The 15,211-nt window shown below is 63.5% G+C and carries 17 protein-coding genes; 7 read left to right on the forward strand and 10 right to left on the reverse strand.

Annotated elements, in window-relative coordinates; all coding sequences use genetic code 11:
• Window positions 1-725: 725 nt before the first annotated feature.
• Entirely contained in the window at window positions 726-1,034 is a 309-nt protein-coding gene (locus ACU5AP_RS15110; RefSeq protein ID WP_303682699.1) for a helix-turn-helix domain-containing protein, read from the reverse strand.
• 161 nt (window positions 1,035-1,195) lie between these two features.
• On the reverse strand, window positions 1,196-1,777 hold the full coding sequence (locus ACU5AP_RS15115; protein WP_303682700.1) for a hypothetical protein: 582 nt from the start codon (window positions 1,775-1,777) through the stop codon (window positions 1,196-1,198).
• Between the two features lie 542 nt (window positions 1,778-2,319).
• Here ACU5AP_RS15115 and ACU5AP_RS15120 point away from each other — a divergent pair.
• From ACU5AP_RS15120 to ACU5AP_RS15140, 5 genes are all read left to right on the forward strand, one after another.
• Window positions 2,320-3,330 carry a nucleoid-associated protein gene (locus ACU5AP_RS15120; protein WP_303682701.1) on the forward strand — a complete coding sequence of 337 codons (1,011 nt, stop codon included), beginning with the start codon at window positions 2,320-2,322 and terminating at the stop codon, window positions 3,328-3,330.
• Window positions 3,323-4,681 carry a hypothetical protein gene (locus ACU5AP_RS15125; RefSeq protein ID WP_312054165.1) on the forward strand — a complete coding sequence of 453 codons (1,359 nt, stop codon included), beginning with the start codon at window positions 3,323-3,325 and terminating at the stop codon, window positions 4,679-4,681. Before ACU5AP_RS15120 ends, ACU5AP_RS15125 begins: the two co-directional genes overlap by 8 nt.
• A 162-nt stretch (window positions 4,682-4,843) precedes the next feature.
• On the forward strand, window positions 4,844-5,455 hold the full coding sequence (locus ACU5AP_RS15130) for a cation transporter (protein WP_303682703.1): 612 nt from the start codon (window positions 4,844-4,846) through the stop codon (window positions 5,453-5,455).
• Between the two features lie 43 nt (window positions 5,456-5,498).
• Window positions 5,499-7,511, forward strand: coding sequence for a TonB-dependent receptor plug domain-containing protein (locus ACU5AP_RS15135; RefSeq protein ID WP_312161283.1), 2,013 nt, complete (start codon window positions 5,499-5,501; stop codon window positions 7,509-7,511).
• A gap of 22 nt (window positions 7,512-7,533) precedes the next feature.
• Window positions 7,534-7,935: a MerR family transcriptional regulator gene (locus ACU5AP_RS15140; RefSeq protein ID WP_303682705.1), complete on the forward strand. Its 402-nt coding sequence runs from the start codon at window positions 7,534-7,536 to the stop codon at window positions 7,933-7,935.
• On the opposite strand, the gene ACU5AP_RS15145 is transcribed toward ACU5AP_RS15140, so the two are convergent.
• Entirely contained in the window at window positions 7,932-8,345 is a 414-nt protein-coding gene (locus tag ACU5AP_RS15145) for a MerR family transcriptional regulator (RefSeq protein ID WP_312161285.1), read from the reverse strand. The genes ACU5AP_RS15140 and ACU5AP_RS15145 overlap by 4 nt on opposite strands.
• Before the next feature lie 61 nt (window positions 8,346-8,406).
• Here ACU5AP_RS15145 and ACU5AP_RS15150 point away from each other — a divergent pair, with 61 nt between their 5' ends.
• Window positions 8,407-8,793 carry an MFS transporter permease gene (locus tag ACU5AP_RS15150; protein ID WP_303682706.1) on the forward strand — a complete coding sequence of 129 codons (387 nt, stop codon included), beginning with the start codon at window positions 8,407-8,409 and terminating at the stop codon, window positions 8,791-8,793.
• On the forward strand, window positions 8,790-9,008 hold the full coding sequence (locus tag ACU5AP_RS15155) for a GDCCVxC domain-containing (seleno)protein (protein WP_303682707.1): 219 nt from the start codon (window positions 8,790-8,792) through the stop codon (window positions 9,006-9,008). The genes ACU5AP_RS15150 and ACU5AP_RS15155 overlap by 4 nt, the downstream gene beginning before the upstream one ends.
• A gap of 36 nt (window positions 9,009-9,044) precedes the next feature.
• On the opposite strand, the gene chrA is transcribed toward ACU5AP_RS15155, so the two are convergent.
• From chrA to ACU5AP_RS15190, 7 genes are all read right to left on the reverse strand, one after another.
• Entirely contained in the window at window positions 9,045-10,196 is a 1,152-nt protein-coding gene (gene chrA / locus ACU5AP_RS15160; protein WP_303682708.1) for a chromate efflux transporter, read from the reverse strand.
• 184 nt (window positions 10,197-10,380) lie between these two features.
• Window positions 10,381-11,127, reverse strand: a complete 747-nt coding sequence (arsH, locus tag ACU5AP_RS15165) for an arsenical resistance protein ArsH (RefSeq protein WP_303682709.1) — start codon at window positions 11,125-11,127, stop codon at window positions 10,381-10,383.
• On the reverse strand, window positions 11,124-11,570 hold the full coding sequence (arsN2, locus tag ACU5AP_RS15170; protein ID WP_312054155.1) for an arsenic resistance N-acetyltransferase ArsN2: 447 nt from the start codon (window positions 11,568-11,570) through the stop codon (window positions 11,124-11,126). Before arsN2 ends, arsH begins: the two co-directional genes overlap by 4 nt.
• Window positions 11,564-12,649 (reverse strand): ACR3 family arsenite efflux transporter, encoded by a 1,086-nt coding sequence (gene arsB / locus ACU5AP_RS15175; RefSeq protein WP_303682711.1) that lies wholly within the window; start codon window positions 12,647-12,649, stop codon window positions 11,564-11,566. The genes arsN2 and arsB overlap by 7 nt, the downstream gene beginning before the upstream one ends.
• Window positions 12,649-13,071: an arsenate reductase (glutaredoxin) gene (gene arsC / locus ACU5AP_RS15180; protein WP_303682712.1), complete on the reverse strand. Its 423-nt coding sequence runs from the start codon at window positions 13,069-13,071 to the stop codon at window positions 12,649-12,651. Before arsC ends, arsB begins: the two co-directional genes overlap by 1 nt.
• A 7-nt stretch (window positions 13,072-13,078) precedes the next feature.
• The gene (locus ACU5AP_RS15185) at window positions 13,079-13,414 is read right to left on the reverse strand and encodes an ArsR/SmtB family transcription factor (protein WP_303682713.1); all 336 of its coding nucleotides are present in this window, start codon (window positions 13,412-13,414) and stop codon (window positions 13,079-13,081) included.
• 120 nt (window positions 13,415-13,534) lie between these two features.
• Window positions 13,535-14,863 carry a tyrosine-type recombinase/integrase gene (locus ACU5AP_RS15190; RefSeq protein ID WP_303682714.1) on the reverse strand — a complete coding sequence of 443 codons (1,329 nt, stop codon included), beginning with the start codon at window positions 14,861-14,863 and terminating at the stop codon, window positions 13,535-13,537.
• Window positions 14,864-15,211 lie beyond the last annotated feature (348 nt).

Genomic DNA, 15,211 nt, shown 5'->3' on the forward strand with positions numbered 1-15,211 from the left:
GGATCGACGGCCGTGTCGGAGATTCCGTCCGGCCCGTGCTGTGCATGACTTGCGGACCCATGAGGTCCAGCAGATGCGTTGTGTTTCGACTCGGCCATGAGCCGCCCCTTTTCAATCGCAGATCGATCCGGCGCCCGACCCGATGTCGGGCCGACAGTTGTTGATCCTAGTGAACCATGAAGCAACGCGTCTGCAAATCTTCAAAGCCGAGGCATAGGTGACGCCCTTTTCCCGAACCACCGCTGGAACCACCTCCACATTTTTGGAACGCCGCGTGTCGATGCGAACGACCAATCCTATCAATTTCAGCGGGTCTGGTCCAATCGAGACCAGCCGGGGATTGGGGTAGCCTAAGCGGCTCAATCGATTATCGGCATTCTTCGGAAGTGGTCGGCGGCAGGCCATCGGTTCAGTGCCAGGTTTGGGCGGTGCGCATCATGCCCTGGGTGACTTGAGGAGGCACGGTCGGGATATCGACTGGAGTCGCGGCTTACGTCCCGGACGGGGCCAGGTCCAGGTGGAAGCGGTGCGGGTAGCCGTCGAAGCGAACCTCCCTTGAGCGCGGCGCGGGTAATCCGACCGTGGCCGTTCTGGGGGAGCTGGCCGAGGTGCTCGGGGTCCGTCCCGCCGACCTCTACAAAACTGAGTCGCGGTCTTCGTTACCGCCCCAAGGGGCCGGCACCACATAGCGGCGCTCTAGGAGTTTTCGCTTGGCCGACGTGGAATCAGCGGCGCGCCGCTGGCCGCGCTTGGCGTCGCATTGTCACAGGGTAAGCGTCATAGGGTTGATGCCGAATCGCCCGTGCTTCGCGGGTATTGGACGCCATGCGCGCGGTCATATGCTCCATGAGGTCCGACAGTTGGTAACGCGGGTCTCGGCGCAGCGCGGCCGAGTAGCGAGGGCCGTGCCCCCGGAGGCGCCATTTCGACAGCGTCTCCACCTTCACGCCCATGTAGGCGGCGGCCTCTTCAGCTGTCAGCCAGCGATTCTCTAGCGGCGTCAGGCTGGGTGCGTCACGTTCGTCGGTCTTCATGGCTCTCTCCTTGGGTTCGTTGCACGTCTCCTATGGGTCGGTGCGCGGTTAGCAGTTCCTTCATGAAAACTTAACTAAATGCGTTAGTCAAGTTGTGATGTCGCGGTTATTGGAATAAAAGTTCAGTTAATTCTGTATTAAGGTAACTTTATTCCAAACGACTACTTGTTCGACTTGATTGGAAACTCTCGGAACTTCCGCTCCAGAAACTCGGCAACCACCGCCCACGGATTGTTAGGGGAGATTTCCCTTGCCGCCTTCTGTTTGACTTCAACCAGCAGGGCCTCACGTTCCATGTAAGCGGCCACGGCTGCATACGCCGATCGCCGGCAGCGAGGCCCTGCCTGACTCAAGCGCAGAACCTCCCCCAGGCTGCGATTGCCCTTCAACCGATTGGCCTGGTCGCAGATAACCCTGACATTGCCAGGCTGGTAGCCTTTTGCGGGGTCAATGCGATCCAGAGACGGCGAGGCGTCAGACCGCGCCTCGCCCACGATCAGAGGAAGACCCAGAACCGGACATCTTGTCGGCAAGACAATGTCCTGGCGGCGGAGGGAGTAAGGAATCCCCTGCCGTCTGGCGCGCTGCTTCGCCCGCTCAAGGATCGCCTTTGCCGGACGGGTCTTGCGCATGGTGCTCAGGTAGCCCCGCATGTAGGCGGCGTTACATTTTTGGCAGGTCGCGCGCATCGTCGGCTTGCCGTGGAGCGGACAAACTGGCGGATCGCGTTTAACGTCGTTCATGGTCACCTCCCTCGCGTAAGGTTGGTGCTAATTATCAACTATGGTGCTATTGGTCAATCATGCAGCCGAATCATAATGCGGACGTGCGCGACGTGGTCGTTACCGGCGCCCAACTGCGCGCTGCCCGAGGCCTTCTGAACATGTCCGTTTCTGATCTCGCTGAGCGGACGGGCTTGGCGCTAAACACGGTGCGTAAAGCCGAGAGCACCAACGCCGCCGCTCCAGTCACAGCCGCCAACGCAAAGCTTCTGACCTCCACCTTGGAGGCCGCCGGCGTGATGTTCATACCCGCTGGCACGCACGGCGCGGGGGTTCAGCTTAGGTCGCCTGATCAGGAGCCGCTCAAGCGGCGGCGTGTCGCCAAATAGGCTGGCTCGACCCGTCGGCGAGTGAAGATGAGGGTGTAGGGCCTTGATCCCCGTGCGCACCCATGTGCTGCGAAGGACTCGTTCAACGAGTCAACCGTAGCATTCAGGATGGGGTGTTGTAGGTTGCTCGCCGGGGGGAGGCCCTGAGCGGCCTCGATGCGAGGGGACCAATCGATGGCCAACACGATAATTCACGCCGCCATCCATGATCTCGTCAAGGGTGAAGACGGCTTTCGTGTGCAGATGGGCAATGGCGCGCTCACTGTGACAACGACGGCGCAGCGCGTGATCGACGATCTGTACGAACTCTACAGCCGACGCGCGTCTAAATCGCACGGCAAGTTCTCGACGGCCGCCGACGCGGCGCCGACGGAGGCGCATGTTCGTGCTTATGCCGACGGCGGCTACAAAGACTTCGCCGAACTGACCGGCAGCCTGATGGAGACGTTGAAGCACCAGGCTGGGTTGAGGAACGCCGCCCAGGGAGGGCATGTCTTCTTCGCCCATTTCACGCGAGATGGCCGAAATTATCTGCTGGTCGTTATCGTCAATGACAAACTCGGCGCGGCCCTTACCAACACCTACGACGTCGCCGACGTGCATCACCTCGACGTAGACGGGTTCCGTTTCGCCGGCCGGGTCAATCTCGAAGGATGGGCTGCCAAGGACGAACGGTACATCGGCTTCCTCAAGGGGAAGGGAGCCGTTTCGGAGTATTTTAAAGCCTTCCTTGGCTGCGACACCACAGTTCAAGATCGCCAGGACACCACAGACCTTGTGCGCACGCTGAAGGCATTCGCCATAGATCAGGGCCTTGTCGGTGAGGCGAAGGATGACTTCCTGAACCGTGCCAAGACGATCTGCAGCCGCTCGGCGAGGAGTCGATCCGAACTTGAGTTTGAGGCCCTGGCGAATGAGTTGATGCCGAATTCGCCGCGCGTCCTACTCGACGTCCTGGTCGATCCGGATCGTCAGTTGAATGACCGGTTCGTCCCCGACGGACGGGCACTGAATGGCTTGGTCCGATTTCGCGGCAAGACCGCTCTGTGGTCAGTCGAATTTGATCGCGAGGCTCTGACAAGCAACAAGGTGCGGTATGACGCCGCCGAGAACAGCCTGACCCTCGTAGGTCTTCCGGACGAACTCGCCGCCCAGCTTCGGGGGGAGTTCAACGTCGATGCCTAACCTGCGGTTCGATCAGCTCGTCGACGTCTACCGCAACATCGCGTTTGATGCGGATGGAGTGGAGGGCGATCTGACGATCGCAACGGCAGAAATTCTCGCCAACCTTCAACTGCTCGAGCAGGATGCTGTTGCGGCCGACGACGCTAACCTAGCGGTGCTGGTCGATGAACTGCCTGGTGTTGGCGACGTGGTTCCGGTGCGTGCTGGAGCGCCTCGCATAGGCACAGGGTTGCTTGTGCGGACCCTTGACGACCTTCTCCGGGCGCGTGAAGCGCGCCTTCATGAACCCGCTCGATACTACATCATCGACGGCGCGGTCGATCATACGACGGTTCCTGTGCCGTCGAGGATTGCAGCGTATCGAAAGGTTCTGGCCTTTGTGGCTCTGGTGTCAGAGTGCGCGGCCTACGTCGACCCGCTGAAGCAGGAACTGGTCTTCTTCAGGGACCGAAAGGTGGTCATACCTGTCCACTACGATGCGTCGGCGCTGGCGCGGGTATCGGTGCCGGCGATCGACGCCTTGCTGGCCCACTTTACTGACGACGTTCACAGGGATCAGAAGCGGGCGATCCTCGCTGAAACGCTCATCACGACGGCAGAGCCGCAGCCGCTGGCCGACCGTTTTACCTACCTTCTCGACAACGCCGAAGCGCTCAACGATGCGGTGAAGAACGGCTACAGCCTCTTTGCTTCAAGCTTCTCCTACGCTCGAATTCGGGGCGAGATCGAAGCGGCAAAGGTCGAGTACGTCTCCAAAATCCACAAGACGTTGATCGACATCCAGGGGCAACTGCTCGGCATTCCAATCGCCACGGTGGTCGTGGCTTCCCAGCTTAAGGCATCGACGGGCTGCGATCTGGAGGCCTGGACCAACCGCGCGCTGCTCGGGGGCGTCTGGATTTTCGTCGTCCTGCTAGCGGTAGCGATCGTCAACCAGTGGCTAACGCTGGCTGCTATCGGTGAGGATATCGATTCCCAGGGAGAGCGGCTGAACACTGACTACGCTGCGATCAGCGAGCGCTTCTCCGGTGTTTTCGCGGGGCTCAAGCGCCGCATTCGGTGGCACTACGCAGTACTGGTGTTCGTCGCTGGCATTGCGATCGCAGGGGCTATCTTCGCCACCGCAGCCTATTTCAGGGTGACAGAGACGCCTGGCCGCTGCCCAGCTTCTCTCACATCGCCAACGACGGCATCACATTCAGCGTCCAAACTGTCTGAAGCGCAGGCCTTCGCGCCTATGGTGAGCCCGACACCGACACCGACACCGACACCGACACCGGCACCGGCAGCGGCAGCGGCACCACCCGCCCCGCAGCGCGCTTCTCAGTCCACGCCCGCCAACCCGCGCTAAACATCGGCCAGGTCCATCGCAGGATACGTCGACCGAAGGTCGCGTTTGGACGGCAGTCCCGCTTGACCCTCTAGCTACTACAGGGTGCAACATACCTTTATGGCGAACTGCTGCGGCGACGATCTTTGTGCGGATGAGCGGCCCCCGGCAGGTCGATGGCGTTTGGCGCTGTGGCTGGCGCTGGCGATCAATGCCGGCATGTTCGCGGTCGAGGGCGTCGCCGGGCTGTTGTCGGGGTCGGCGTCGCTTCAGGCAGATTCGCTCGATTTCCTGGGCGACGCCGCCAACTACGGCATCAGCCTGGGCGTCGTGGCTCTGGCTCTGGTCTGGCGGGCGCGCGCGGCGCTGCTGAAGGGCGCGACCATGCTGGTCTTCGGCGGCTGGGTGGCCGTCATCACATTGGTCGGTGTCTGGCGCGGCGAGACGCCTGAGGCGCAGGTAATGGGTGTGATTGGATTGGCGGCACTGATCGCCAACGTGGTGACCGCCGTCATGCTGTTCGGGTTCCGAAAGGGCGACGCCAATATGCGGTCTGTCTGGATTTGCTCGCGCAACGACGCCATCGGCAATCTGGCGGTCATGCTGGCGGCGCTGGGCGTGTTCGGCACGGGGTCGCGCTGGCCCGACCTGCTGGTCGCCGCGGTCATGGCTGGACTGGCGCTACAGGGCGGTTGGCAGGTGGCCCGCCACGCCCGTGCTGAGTTGAAGACCGTCAAGGCGGCCCCTGCGCCAGCCCCGTTCAAAGTCGAATCGCGTCACAAGCCGGTCGCCTGACCCGACAGCGCCTTCCTGTTTTTCCGAGATTACTGGAGCCTTGGTGTCCTCTTCTTTCATTTCGCTTCGCAATGGCCGCCGCGCGGTTTTGGCGGCAGTCGCCGCCACCCTGGCTGTCAGTCTGTCGGCTCCCTCAGCCTTCGCGCAGGACGCTGAACACCATGATGACGAGCAGGAGCACGGGCATGACGAGGCGACCGAGGTCGAAGACATCATCGTCCAGGCGACCCGCTCGGGCCGCCGCATTCAGGACGAACCGATCCGCGTCGAGGTCATCGGCCGCGAGGAGATCGAGGAAAAGCTGCTGATGACGCCCGGCAACATCGCCATGCTGGTCAATGAGACCGGCGGCGTGCGGGTTCAGGTCACGTCGCCCGCGCTCGGCGCGGCCAATATCCGTATGCAGGGCATGAGCGGCCGCTACACCCAGCTTCTGGCCGACGGTCTGCCCCTGTACGGCGGTCAAGCGTCATCCCTAGGCGTGCTTCAGATTCCGCCGACCGACCTGGGTCAGGTTGAGGTCATCAAGGGCGCGGCGTCGGCGCTGTATGGCCCGTCGGCCCTGGGCGGGGTCATCAACCTGGTGTCGCGTCGACCGGGCGATGAGGTCGAGGCCGAGGTTCTGGCTAACATCACCAGCCGCGACGGGCAGGACCTGACGGCTTACGCCTCGGCGCCGTTCAAAGGGGCGTGGGGGCAGTCGATTGTCGGCGGCTATAATCGCCAGAGCCGTCAGGACCTGGATGGCGACGGTTGGAGCGACATCGCCGCTTATGAGCGCTGGTCCGTGCGCCCGCGCCTGTTCTGGGAAGGCGACAATGGCGGTGATGCCTTCGTCACCGTCGGCGCCATGACCGAGACCCGCAGCGGCGGGACCGAGCCGGGCCGCACCGCGCCCGACGGCCGTCCCTTCGTCCAGGCCCAGGACACCGACCGCTTCGATGCGGGCCTGGTGGCTCGCCTACCTGTCGCCTGGGGCACGGCCCACATCCGCGCCTCGGCCATGACCCAGGCCCACGACCATCAGTTCGGCGATGTGTTCGAGCAGGACCGCCACGACACCGGCTTCTTGGAAACGTCGCTGGGGTCCGAGGTCGGCGCCACGACCTGGCTGGCCGGCGCGGCGGTTCAGGTCGACGCCTATCGCTCTGAGACCTTTTCCGGCTTCGACTACACCTACACGGTCCCCGGCGTCTTCGCGCAGGTCGAGCACGAGTTGACGCCCGACCTGACCCTGGCGGGCAGCGCGCGCTTCGATCAACACAGCGAATACGGCGGCCAGTTCAGCCCGCGCCTGTCGATGCTGTACCGGCCCGGTCCCTGGACCGTCCGCGCCTCGGTGGGGCAAGGCTTCTTCGCGCCAACGCCCTTCGTCGATGTTACCGAGGCGACCGGCCTGTCGCGGCTGGAACCGCTAGACGGGCTGAAGGAAGAAGTCGCCCGCACCGCCTCCCTGGACGTCGGCTATCGGCGGGGGCGGATCGAGGCCAACCTGACCCTGTTCGGCTCCGATCTGGACGACGCCATTCGGGCGGTAAACGATGGCATGGACCGCGTGCGCCTGATCAATGTCGAGAGCGTGACCCGGACGCGCGGGGCCGAGGCCCTGCTGCGCTATCGCCAAGCGCCGTTCACCCTGACCGGCAGCTATGTCTTCGTCGATGCGACCGAGCCGGACGACAACGGTTTCGCCCGCCGCGACACGCCCGTGACCCCGCGTCACACGGCGGGCCTGGTCGCCATGTGGGAGGAGCACGACCGGGGCCGCTTGGGGCTGGAAATCTACTACACCGGCAAGCAGACGCTGGAGGACAGCCCCTATCGCAGCGAAAGCCCGTCCTATGTCGAGGTCGGCCTGCTGGGCGAGGTCATCTTCGGACGGGTCAGCCTGTTCCTGAACGCCGAGAACCTGTTGAACGTGCGCCAGACGCGGCATGATCCCCTGCTGCTGCCGCAACGTGCCGCTGACGGCCGCTGGACGGTCGACGCCTGGGGCCCGACCGACGGCTTCACCGTCAATGGCGGCGTGCGTCTAAGGTTCGGCGGCGGACACTGAGGCGGGAAACGGAGGGGCCGTAATGGCGCTGAGCATCGGCGAACTGGGGCGGCGGACCGACACCAAGGTCGAGACGATCCGCTACTATGAGCGGATCGGCCTGCTGGCCGCGCCCGCCCGCACAGAGGGCAACTACCGCGCCTACGGCGAGGCGGAGTTGAACCGCCTCTCCTTCATCCGACGCGCCCGCGATCTGGGCTTCTCCATCGAACAGGTGCGCGACCTGCTGAACCTGTCGGATCGGCGCGACCAATCCTGCGCCACGGTCGATGAACTGACGCGCGCCCACCTGGTCGAGGTCGAGCGCAAGATCGCCGACCTGGAGGCCCTGCGTCGTGAGCTGGGCGCCCTGCTGTCCCAGTGCCGCCAGGGCACGATCTCGGACTGCCTGATTATCGAGGCGCTAGGTCCTCGGTCCGTCTAAGCGGGGGGGGCTGAGCCCAGTTCCTCAATGACAGGACAGCGAATTTGTCCTCCGTCGCCGCAGTCAGCGACCGTCTGCTTCAACAGGGCCTGAAGGCGTTGCAGGTCGGCGATCTTGGCTTCGATGCTGACAAGGTGATCCTGAGCCATGTCCCGCACCTCGCTGCAAGATTGGAGCGTCGGTTCGCTCAACGCGATCAGGCGACGGATAGCGTCAATGCCGAACCCGAGTTCGCGAGATCGGCGGATAAATCTCAGCCGCTGGGCGTGCTCGGGCTCGTAGCACCGATGGCCGCCCTGAGTTCTGGCAGGCGCAGGCATCAACCCGATGCGTTCATAATAGCGCACGGTCTCCAGGTTCACCCCGGTGCTGAGGGCCAGGCGGCCGATGGTTAAACCCTGTCTGGACACGCTCTTGATCCCGTAGTGGCTACGGGTTGTAGGCTGTATCAGAAGTCAGACAGGATAGCCCATGACGACCGATCAAAACCGTCCCCATATTCCCGAAGTCACCGTCAGCGCCTCAGCGGCGGTCGGCGGGTTCGCTTCCCTTCTGGCATGGGCGGCCTGCTGCGTCCTGCCGTTGGCGCTGTCGGTCGCCGGGGTGTCATTCGCGGGCGTTACTGTGCTCGCTGGAGCGCGTCATTGGCTGACTCCGATCGCCGCCCTGGTTCTTGCCGCCGGCTGGCTGCTGCACTGGCGCCGCTCCCGGATGTGCCGACGCGATGCGGCCTGCGGCCGACCTTCGCGGCTGGCCTTCTGGCTGCTTGTCATCGCCACGCTGCTGATCGTGCTTTCCCTGGCCTGGGAGCCCTATGTCGAGCCTTGGCTTCTGCCCCAATTGGCCGCCGTTAAATGAGCGCGTCGATCCTGCTCCAATCCACGCTGACCTGTCCGCATTGCGGTCATGTCGCGACCGAGACCATGCCCACCGACGCCTGCATCTGGTTCTACGACTGCCTCGGTTGCGGCGTGAAACTGAAGCCCTTGCCCGGCGATTGTTGCGTCTTCTGCTCCTACGCCGACGTGCCGTGTCCGCCGATCCAGGAGGATCGCAAGGGCTGTTGCGGTTAGGGAGATCGGTCAGCGGCCGGTTGAATGGCAATCCCCTCAGAAGGCGAGGGCTCCCGCCAGACCGGCCGCGACCAAGGTGATAGGTATCGCCAGTTGCGCCCGCCAGCGGTAGGCGGCGACTAGGGCGGCGCCGAAGATCGCCAGGGCCAGCGGCCAATACGGAACAGTGCCGACCAGAGAGGCCCCCAGTTGAAGGACGGTGGCGACGATCAGGCCGACGACGGCGGCGGCGACGCCGTCCAGCAGGGCGTGCAGCGACCTGTTCTCGAGGACCAACTCCAGCCGATCATAGAAGATGAGGGAGAAGCTGAAGGCCGGAAGGAAGATGCCGGCCGTCAGCGCCATAGCGCCTGGAAACCCGCCGCCGGCATAGCCGACGAAGGTGCCGAAGATGATGAGGGGCGCAGGGATCACCTGGGCCAGGGCGACGCCGTCCAAGAACTGGCCGTCGCTGATCCAGCCGCCTCTTGCGGCGTCAGCGCGCATGACGGGGATGGCGGTGTAGGCGCCGCCGAAGGTCAGAAGACCCGCCTTGAGGCCGGTGAAAAATAGAGCGGCGACGGACACGCTCATCGGCGCGAGGGCCGCCGCCGTGACAGGGGGCGCTCCGTGGTCGTTGAGCCAGTAGCGCACCGCCAGACCGGCCGAGAGCGCTATGAGGAAGAGCACGGCCGCTTCAAGACGACGGCCCCTTTGGGCAAGGGCGTAGGCTGCGCCGGCGGCCGGCAGGATCAGCCAGAAACTCACGCCCAGCAGCGAGGCCGCGCAACTGGCGGTGCCGATGAACCAGAGGCTGCGGTCGACCATGACGTGCCGGCCGATCCGGTGGGCGGCTCGCACGATCACGGCCAAAACAGCGATCTGAACGCCGATGAAGGCGCTGGTCATCCAGCCCGACTTCACGCCGATCGAGAAGTAGAGCCAGGCCAGCCCCAGCATCAGCACGAGGCCGGGCAGCATGAAGCCGAGCCCGGCGAGGACGCCGCCGATCCGGCCTCGGGCCCTCATGCCCAGGTGGACGCAGAGTTCATGCGCCTCCGGGCCAGGTAGAATCTGAAGGACGGCGAGCAGCCGATTGAAGCGCTCGCTCGACATCCATCGACCTTCGTCGATCAGCCTGTGTCGGATCATGGCGATCTGGGCGACGGGACCGCCGAACGCCAGGGTGCCGAAGCGCAGAAACTGCATGAAGAGGGCCCCATAACTCAGATGCGGGGGGCGAAGTTCACCAGGGCCGTCGGACGTCATCTGGACATAGCCAATCTCCTGGGGGCCTGTAACCACAGCGGTGGCATCATGGCTTCTTTCGCAGATCATCGCCTTCCAAAACTCGCCTCGTCAGACAGTTCGACATGCGGATTAAACTGAAGCGCTAAGCCGACCTGATCGCGATGGCGGACAGATCATTGGCCGCATCGATCGGCACGCCTGAGGATTTCCGTTCGGAATAGCGATCCACCAACTGGCCAGCATGGGCGCGCGTCAGGACGGTGAAGCGCACCAGTTCCTCCATCACATCGACGATGCGGTCATAATAGCTGGACGGCTTCATGCGGCCGTCGTCGTCGAACTCCATGAAGGCCTTGGCCACGCTGGATTGGTTGGGGATGGTGATCATCCGCATCCAGCGGCCCAGGAGGCGCAGGGTGTTGACGGCGTTGAAGCTTTGCGAGCCGCCGGAGACCTGCATGACGGCCAGGGTGCGGCCCTGGGTCGGGCGCATGCCGCCCATGTTGAGCGGCAGGTGGTCGATCTGGAGTTTCATGATCCCGGAAATCTGGCCGTGGCGCTCGGGGCTGCTCCAGACCATGCCTTCCGACCACAGGGCGTGCTCGCGCAGTTCGTGGACGGCGGGATGGTCGTCGTAGTCGACCTGATCGGTCAGCGGCAGGTCGGATGGATCGAAGATACGCGTCTCGCAGCCCATGAAGCGCAGCAGGCGCGCGGCTTCCTCGACGCACAGTCGGGAAAAGGACCGATCCCGCAGCGAGCCGTAGAGCAGCAGGATACGCGGCGGATGATCGTTCGGGCCAAGACCGAGTGCAGGCTGGCTGGACAGGTAGGCCGGGTCCAGCGCTGGTAGGTGGTCGGGATCGGGCAGGTCGCGAAGACGGGTCATTGAGTACGCAACTCCTTGAACATGAAAGCCGCCGAGGCCGGGCACAGAGTGCTGAACTGCCGGGAGGCGGCGATGGCGGCCGGCGCAGCCGAACGCGGCAGGACGACGTAGCCCTGTCGCTGGAAGAAGGCGGTCGCCGTGGTCGTGAGCAGGTAGAGGGCGGTCGCCTTCTGCTCGGCCGCGCTGGCTTCCAGCCATGAGAGGACTTCCGCGCCCAGACCACCGCCGCGACGGGCATCGACGACGACCATGGAGCGGATCAGGGCGTCGTGGCCGATCTGCTCTAGTCCGCCGTAGCCGATCAGTCCGGCATCGTCCTCGAAGCGGTAGAAATGACGGCCGGGTTGTTGGAGGTCGTCCGTCGGCAGGTCGGCGGCTTTGAGCGCAGCGATCAGGTCAGGGGTGGGCTCGGGCAATGCCAGGACGTTGAAGGCCATCAGCATGCGTCCTTCTTCGGGGCTGTCGCGGGGAAGTAGCGGCGGCCCAGCCACAGGGCGACCGAGACCAGCAGGATCAGCACCGGCACCTCGACCAAGGGGCCGATGACGGCGGCGAAGGCGACCGGCGAGGCCAGCCCGAAGGCGGCGATGGCGACGGCGATGGCCAGTTCGAAATTGTTGGAGGCGGCGGTGAAGGCCAGGGCCGTGGTGCGCGGATAGTCCGCCTCGATCAGGCGCCCCATCAGGAAGCTGACCACGAACATGACGAAGAAGTAGATCGTCAGGGGGACGGCGATGCGCAGGGCGTCCAGCGGCAGGGCGACCACTTCGCCGCCCTTCAGGCTGAACATGGCGACGATGGTGAACAGCAGGGCGATCAGGGTGATCGGAGCGATGCGCGGCAGGAAGCGCGTCTCGTACCAGTCGTTCCCCTTCCTCGCGACAAGGGTCCGCCGGGTCAGGAAGCCGCCGAGGAAGGGCAGGCCCAGATAGACCAGGACGGCGCCGGCGATGGTCCAGACGCTGACGTCGATTACGCTGCTCTCCAGCCCGAACAGGGGCGGCAGCACGGTCAGGAACAGCCAGGCGTAGAGGCTGAAGAAGGCGATCTGGAAGATCGAGTTGAAGGCGACCAGGCCCGCCACATACTGGTTGTCGCCGCGCGCCAACTGGTTCCAGACTAGCACCATGGCGATGCAGCGGGCCAGGCCGATCAGGATGACGCCGGTCATGTATTCCGGCTGATCACGCAGGAAGATGACCGCGAGGGCGAACATTAGCACCGGCCCCAGCACCCAGTTTTGGAACAGGGACAGGAGCAGCACGCGCTTGTCGGCGAAGACGCGCGGCAGTTCCTCGTATTTCACCCGCGCCAACGGCGGATACATCATCAGGATCAGGCCGATCGCGATGGGGATGTTGGTCGTGCCGACCGACAGGCCGTCGATCCAACTGGGAAGGCCCGGCACAAGCGTGGCCAGCAGCACGCCCAGCGCCATTGCCGCGAAAATCCACAATGTTAGCCAGCGGTCCAGGAAGGACAGGCGGCGCTGCGGCTGTTCAGTAATCACGGCATTGACCATCAGCGGACCCTCCGACCCTCGGCGTCGACAACGACTTCCCCGTCCTCCTTGGTGAAGGGTTTCAGACCTTCGGATGGCAGAAGATCGAGAACCGCTTCAGACGGCCGACACAGGTTCACGCCCAGCGGCGACACGACGATGGGGCGATTTAGCAGAACCGGATGGGCTTCGACGGCGTCCAGAAGTTGATCGTCCGTCAGGGCGGGATCATTGAGGCCCAGTTCAGCGAAGGGCGTGCCCTTTTCGCGCAGCAGGCTGCGCAGCGGGGCACCCATGCGCTCTGCCAGTTCCAGGATCATGGCGCGGCTGGGCGGCGTCTTCAGATACTCGATGACATGCGGCTCGATCCCGACGTGGCGGATCAGGGCCAGGGCGTTGCGCGACGTCCCGCAGGCGGGGTTGTGATAGATGACGACGTCCATGATGACCTCAGGCGCGGCAGGGCGAGAGTTCGGCCAGCAGCGGCTCGCACAGCTCGGCGCGGCCCTGGCAGCAGTCCTTCAGCAGGAACAGGACCAGCGCCTGGAGGTGGTCCAGGTCAGCCCGGTAAATGATCGACCGGCTGCGCCGCTCCGAACTGATCAGACCGGCGCGGGACAGAACTCCGAGATGCGCCGACATGGTGTTGGCCGGCACGGCGAGGGCATCCGCGACCTCGCCGGCGGGCAGACCCTCGGGCTCGTGCCGGACCAGCAAGCGGAAGGTCTCCAGCCGCGTCGGCTGCGCCAGGGCTGCGAGGGCAAGGATGGCAACTTCTGATTCCATATTTCCAATATTATGGAAATATGGTGCGCACCGCAAGATGCACTTGGCGTGCAAAACACGCTCGCCCGCCCGCGATCATCGTCGCGAGCGAGCGAGCGCGCAGAGCCGGAGACGAGGCGATCAATCCGCCTCATCTTCAAGGCGATCCAGCAAGGCCGAAAGGCGTCCGTGAGTCAGGCAATCGACCTCTGCGCTCCATGCGGCATGAGCCTGCGCCATGTCGGGCAACATTTCACCCACGTCGTAGAGCTGGGAGGGACTGTGGTCTTCGCCGACATGGTTGATCACGGCCTCAGCAACCTCATTGGCAAAGCCCAGCTTCTTACGAACCTGCGTTCGTCCGTAACGTCGACAGTCGTAGAGTTCGATGTCGCGATCATCCAGCACGCCGCTCGCGATGATCTCGTTGCGATATCGCGCCCAGGCCGCAGACAAGGACTGCTCATTGAGATGCCGACCGGGTTGCGCGCCCGGAAACAGGTACTGGCTGTCACTCATCGCCATAGCGATGCGGATCAACCGAAGCGCCTGCTCCGAAAGCGGGATGTGATACGGATATCCGGTCTTGGTGTAATCATTCGGGATGATCCAGATACGCCGATTGAGATCGAAATGATCTCGCTTGGCGCGCGCTATGTCGATCGGACGCTGCAACGTCAGCATATAGAGCAGGATCGCGAGTGGAATCCGCCGCCAGGACTTCTGTTGGCAACGCTGCACCAAAACGCCGCAGAAGAGATTGAACCGGCCTTCATCGAGGCGGCCACGACGCTTCGCTCGGCGGATGGGAAACAGGCACGGGAAGTCACCCGGATTCCGGCTGGCAATCTCTTTGTTCACCGCACGTCGGTAGACGCGTTTGATTGCTCGGTGGCACACATTCGCTGTGGTTTTACCGTTTGCGCCTTTGCGACAATTCCGTGCGGCGATCTGATTCTTGATAGAGGTAAGCAGGTCGAGCACGCACTGGACCGTGATCGTCTCGAACTTGCGGGCGCCCAACTCAGGATAGACATAGCGGCGGAGGTAATAGACGTCATCGTGTTCCGCCGCGCCGGGTCTTAACGTGCTTTTGCTTTCAATGTAGTCCTCCATAATGTCGCCGAAAGTTGTCAGCTTAGGCACCCGAGCATCCAAGCGCAGCCGCCGCCTGGCCTCCACGGGGTCGACATCGTGTGCTTCGAGGTCGTTGAGCGCGGCCTTGGCAACAGCCCTAGCGCTGTCGATAGTCACCCGATCGGCTTTGCCAATGGCGTAGTCGCCATCTGAACCATCAAGCTTGGTGTAACGAAGAACGAAGCTAGGCGTGCCAGCACGACTAAACTGAAGATACAATTCTGGAACGCTGGTGTCCCAGTAGCGCCGTGCCCGTTGTTCGGGCGGCAGGCCGACAAGGTCGTCGACAACGCGGTTGGTTAACCGCAGTCGGGTGGGGATAGACGTAGTCAACTGATTACCTCCGTAGTGGGAAACGGAGGAAGTTCCGCAACGGCTGGGCCAGTCAGAGAGGAATCTGAACCACCGCTGGAACCACCATCAGTGGTCCTAAGTGGGCATCCGTGGTCCCAATTGGTCCCATGGATCGTTCACAGCCTAACTGCCTGTATTTTATCCCAAAATGATGCACGTCGTTGATGTCGTTAACCATTTTGGGACAGGCGTGTTTCTGTCTCAGCTGTAGATGTATCTCCCCTTGCGGGAGAAGGAAGTTCAGACCCGCGTCTTGTCCCAGGTTCCGAACTCGTGGGCGATGCAGCGGTCGATCAGCAGGCGCCAGACCGGCTCGGCGATGTCGGG

It is taken from the genome of Brevundimonas sp. RM1 (genome assembly GCF_052907225.1).

Excerpts from the sequence above, each read along its gene's own strand:
- ACU5AP_RS15110 (WP_303682699.1), bottom strand. The coding sequence starts at position 1,034 with ATGAAGACCGACGAACGTGACGCACCCAGCCTGACGCCGCTAGAGAAT.
- ACU5AP_RS15115 (WP_303682700.1), bottom strand. The coding sequence starts at position 1,777 with ATGAACGACGTTAAACGCGATCCGCCAGTTTGTCCGCTCCACGGCAAG.
- ACU5AP_RS15120 (WP_303682701.1), top strand. The coding sequence starts at position 2,320 with ATGGCCAACACGATAATTCACGCCGCCATCCATGATCTCGTCAAGGGT.
- ACU5AP_RS15125 (WP_312054165.1), top strand. The coding sequence starts at position 3,323 with ATGCCTAACCTGCGGTTCGATCAGCTCGTCGACGTCTACCGCAACATC.
- ACU5AP_RS15140 (WP_303682705.1), top strand. The coding sequence starts at position 7,534 with ATGGCGCTGAGCATCGGCGAACTGGGGCGGCGGACCGACACCAAGGTC.
- ACU5AP_RS15150 (WP_303682706.1), top strand. The coding sequence starts at position 8,407 with ATGACGACCGATCAAAACCGTCCCCATATTCCCGAAGTCACCGTCAGC.
- ACU5AP_RS15155 (WP_303682707.1), top strand. The coding sequence starts at position 8,790 with ATGAGCGCGTCGATCCTGCTCCAATCCACGCTGACCTGTCCGCATTGC.
- chrA (WP_303682708.1), bottom strand. The coding sequence starts at position 10,196 with ATGCAGTTTCTGCGCTTCGGCACCCTGGCGTTCGGCGGTCCCGTCGCC.
- arsH (WP_303682709.1), bottom strand. The coding sequence starts at position 11,127 with ATGACCCGTCTTCGCGACCTGCCCGATCCCGACCACCTACCAGCGCTG.
- arsN2 (WP_312054155.1), bottom strand. The coding sequence starts at position 11,570 with ATGCTGATGGCCTTCAACGTCCTGGCATTGCCCGAGCCCACCCCTGAC.
- arsB (WP_303682711.1), bottom strand. The coding sequence starts at position 12,649 with ATGGTCAATGCCGTGATTACTGAACAGCCGCAGCGCCGCCTGTCCTTC.
- arsC (WP_303682712.1), bottom strand. The coding sequence starts at position 13,071 with ATGGACGTCGTCATCTATCACAACCCCGCCTGCGGGACGTCGCGCAAC.
- ACU5AP_RS15185 (WP_303682713.1), bottom strand. The coding sequence starts at position 13,414 with ATGGAATCAGAAGTTGCCATCCTTGCCCTCGCAGCCCTGGCGCAGCCG.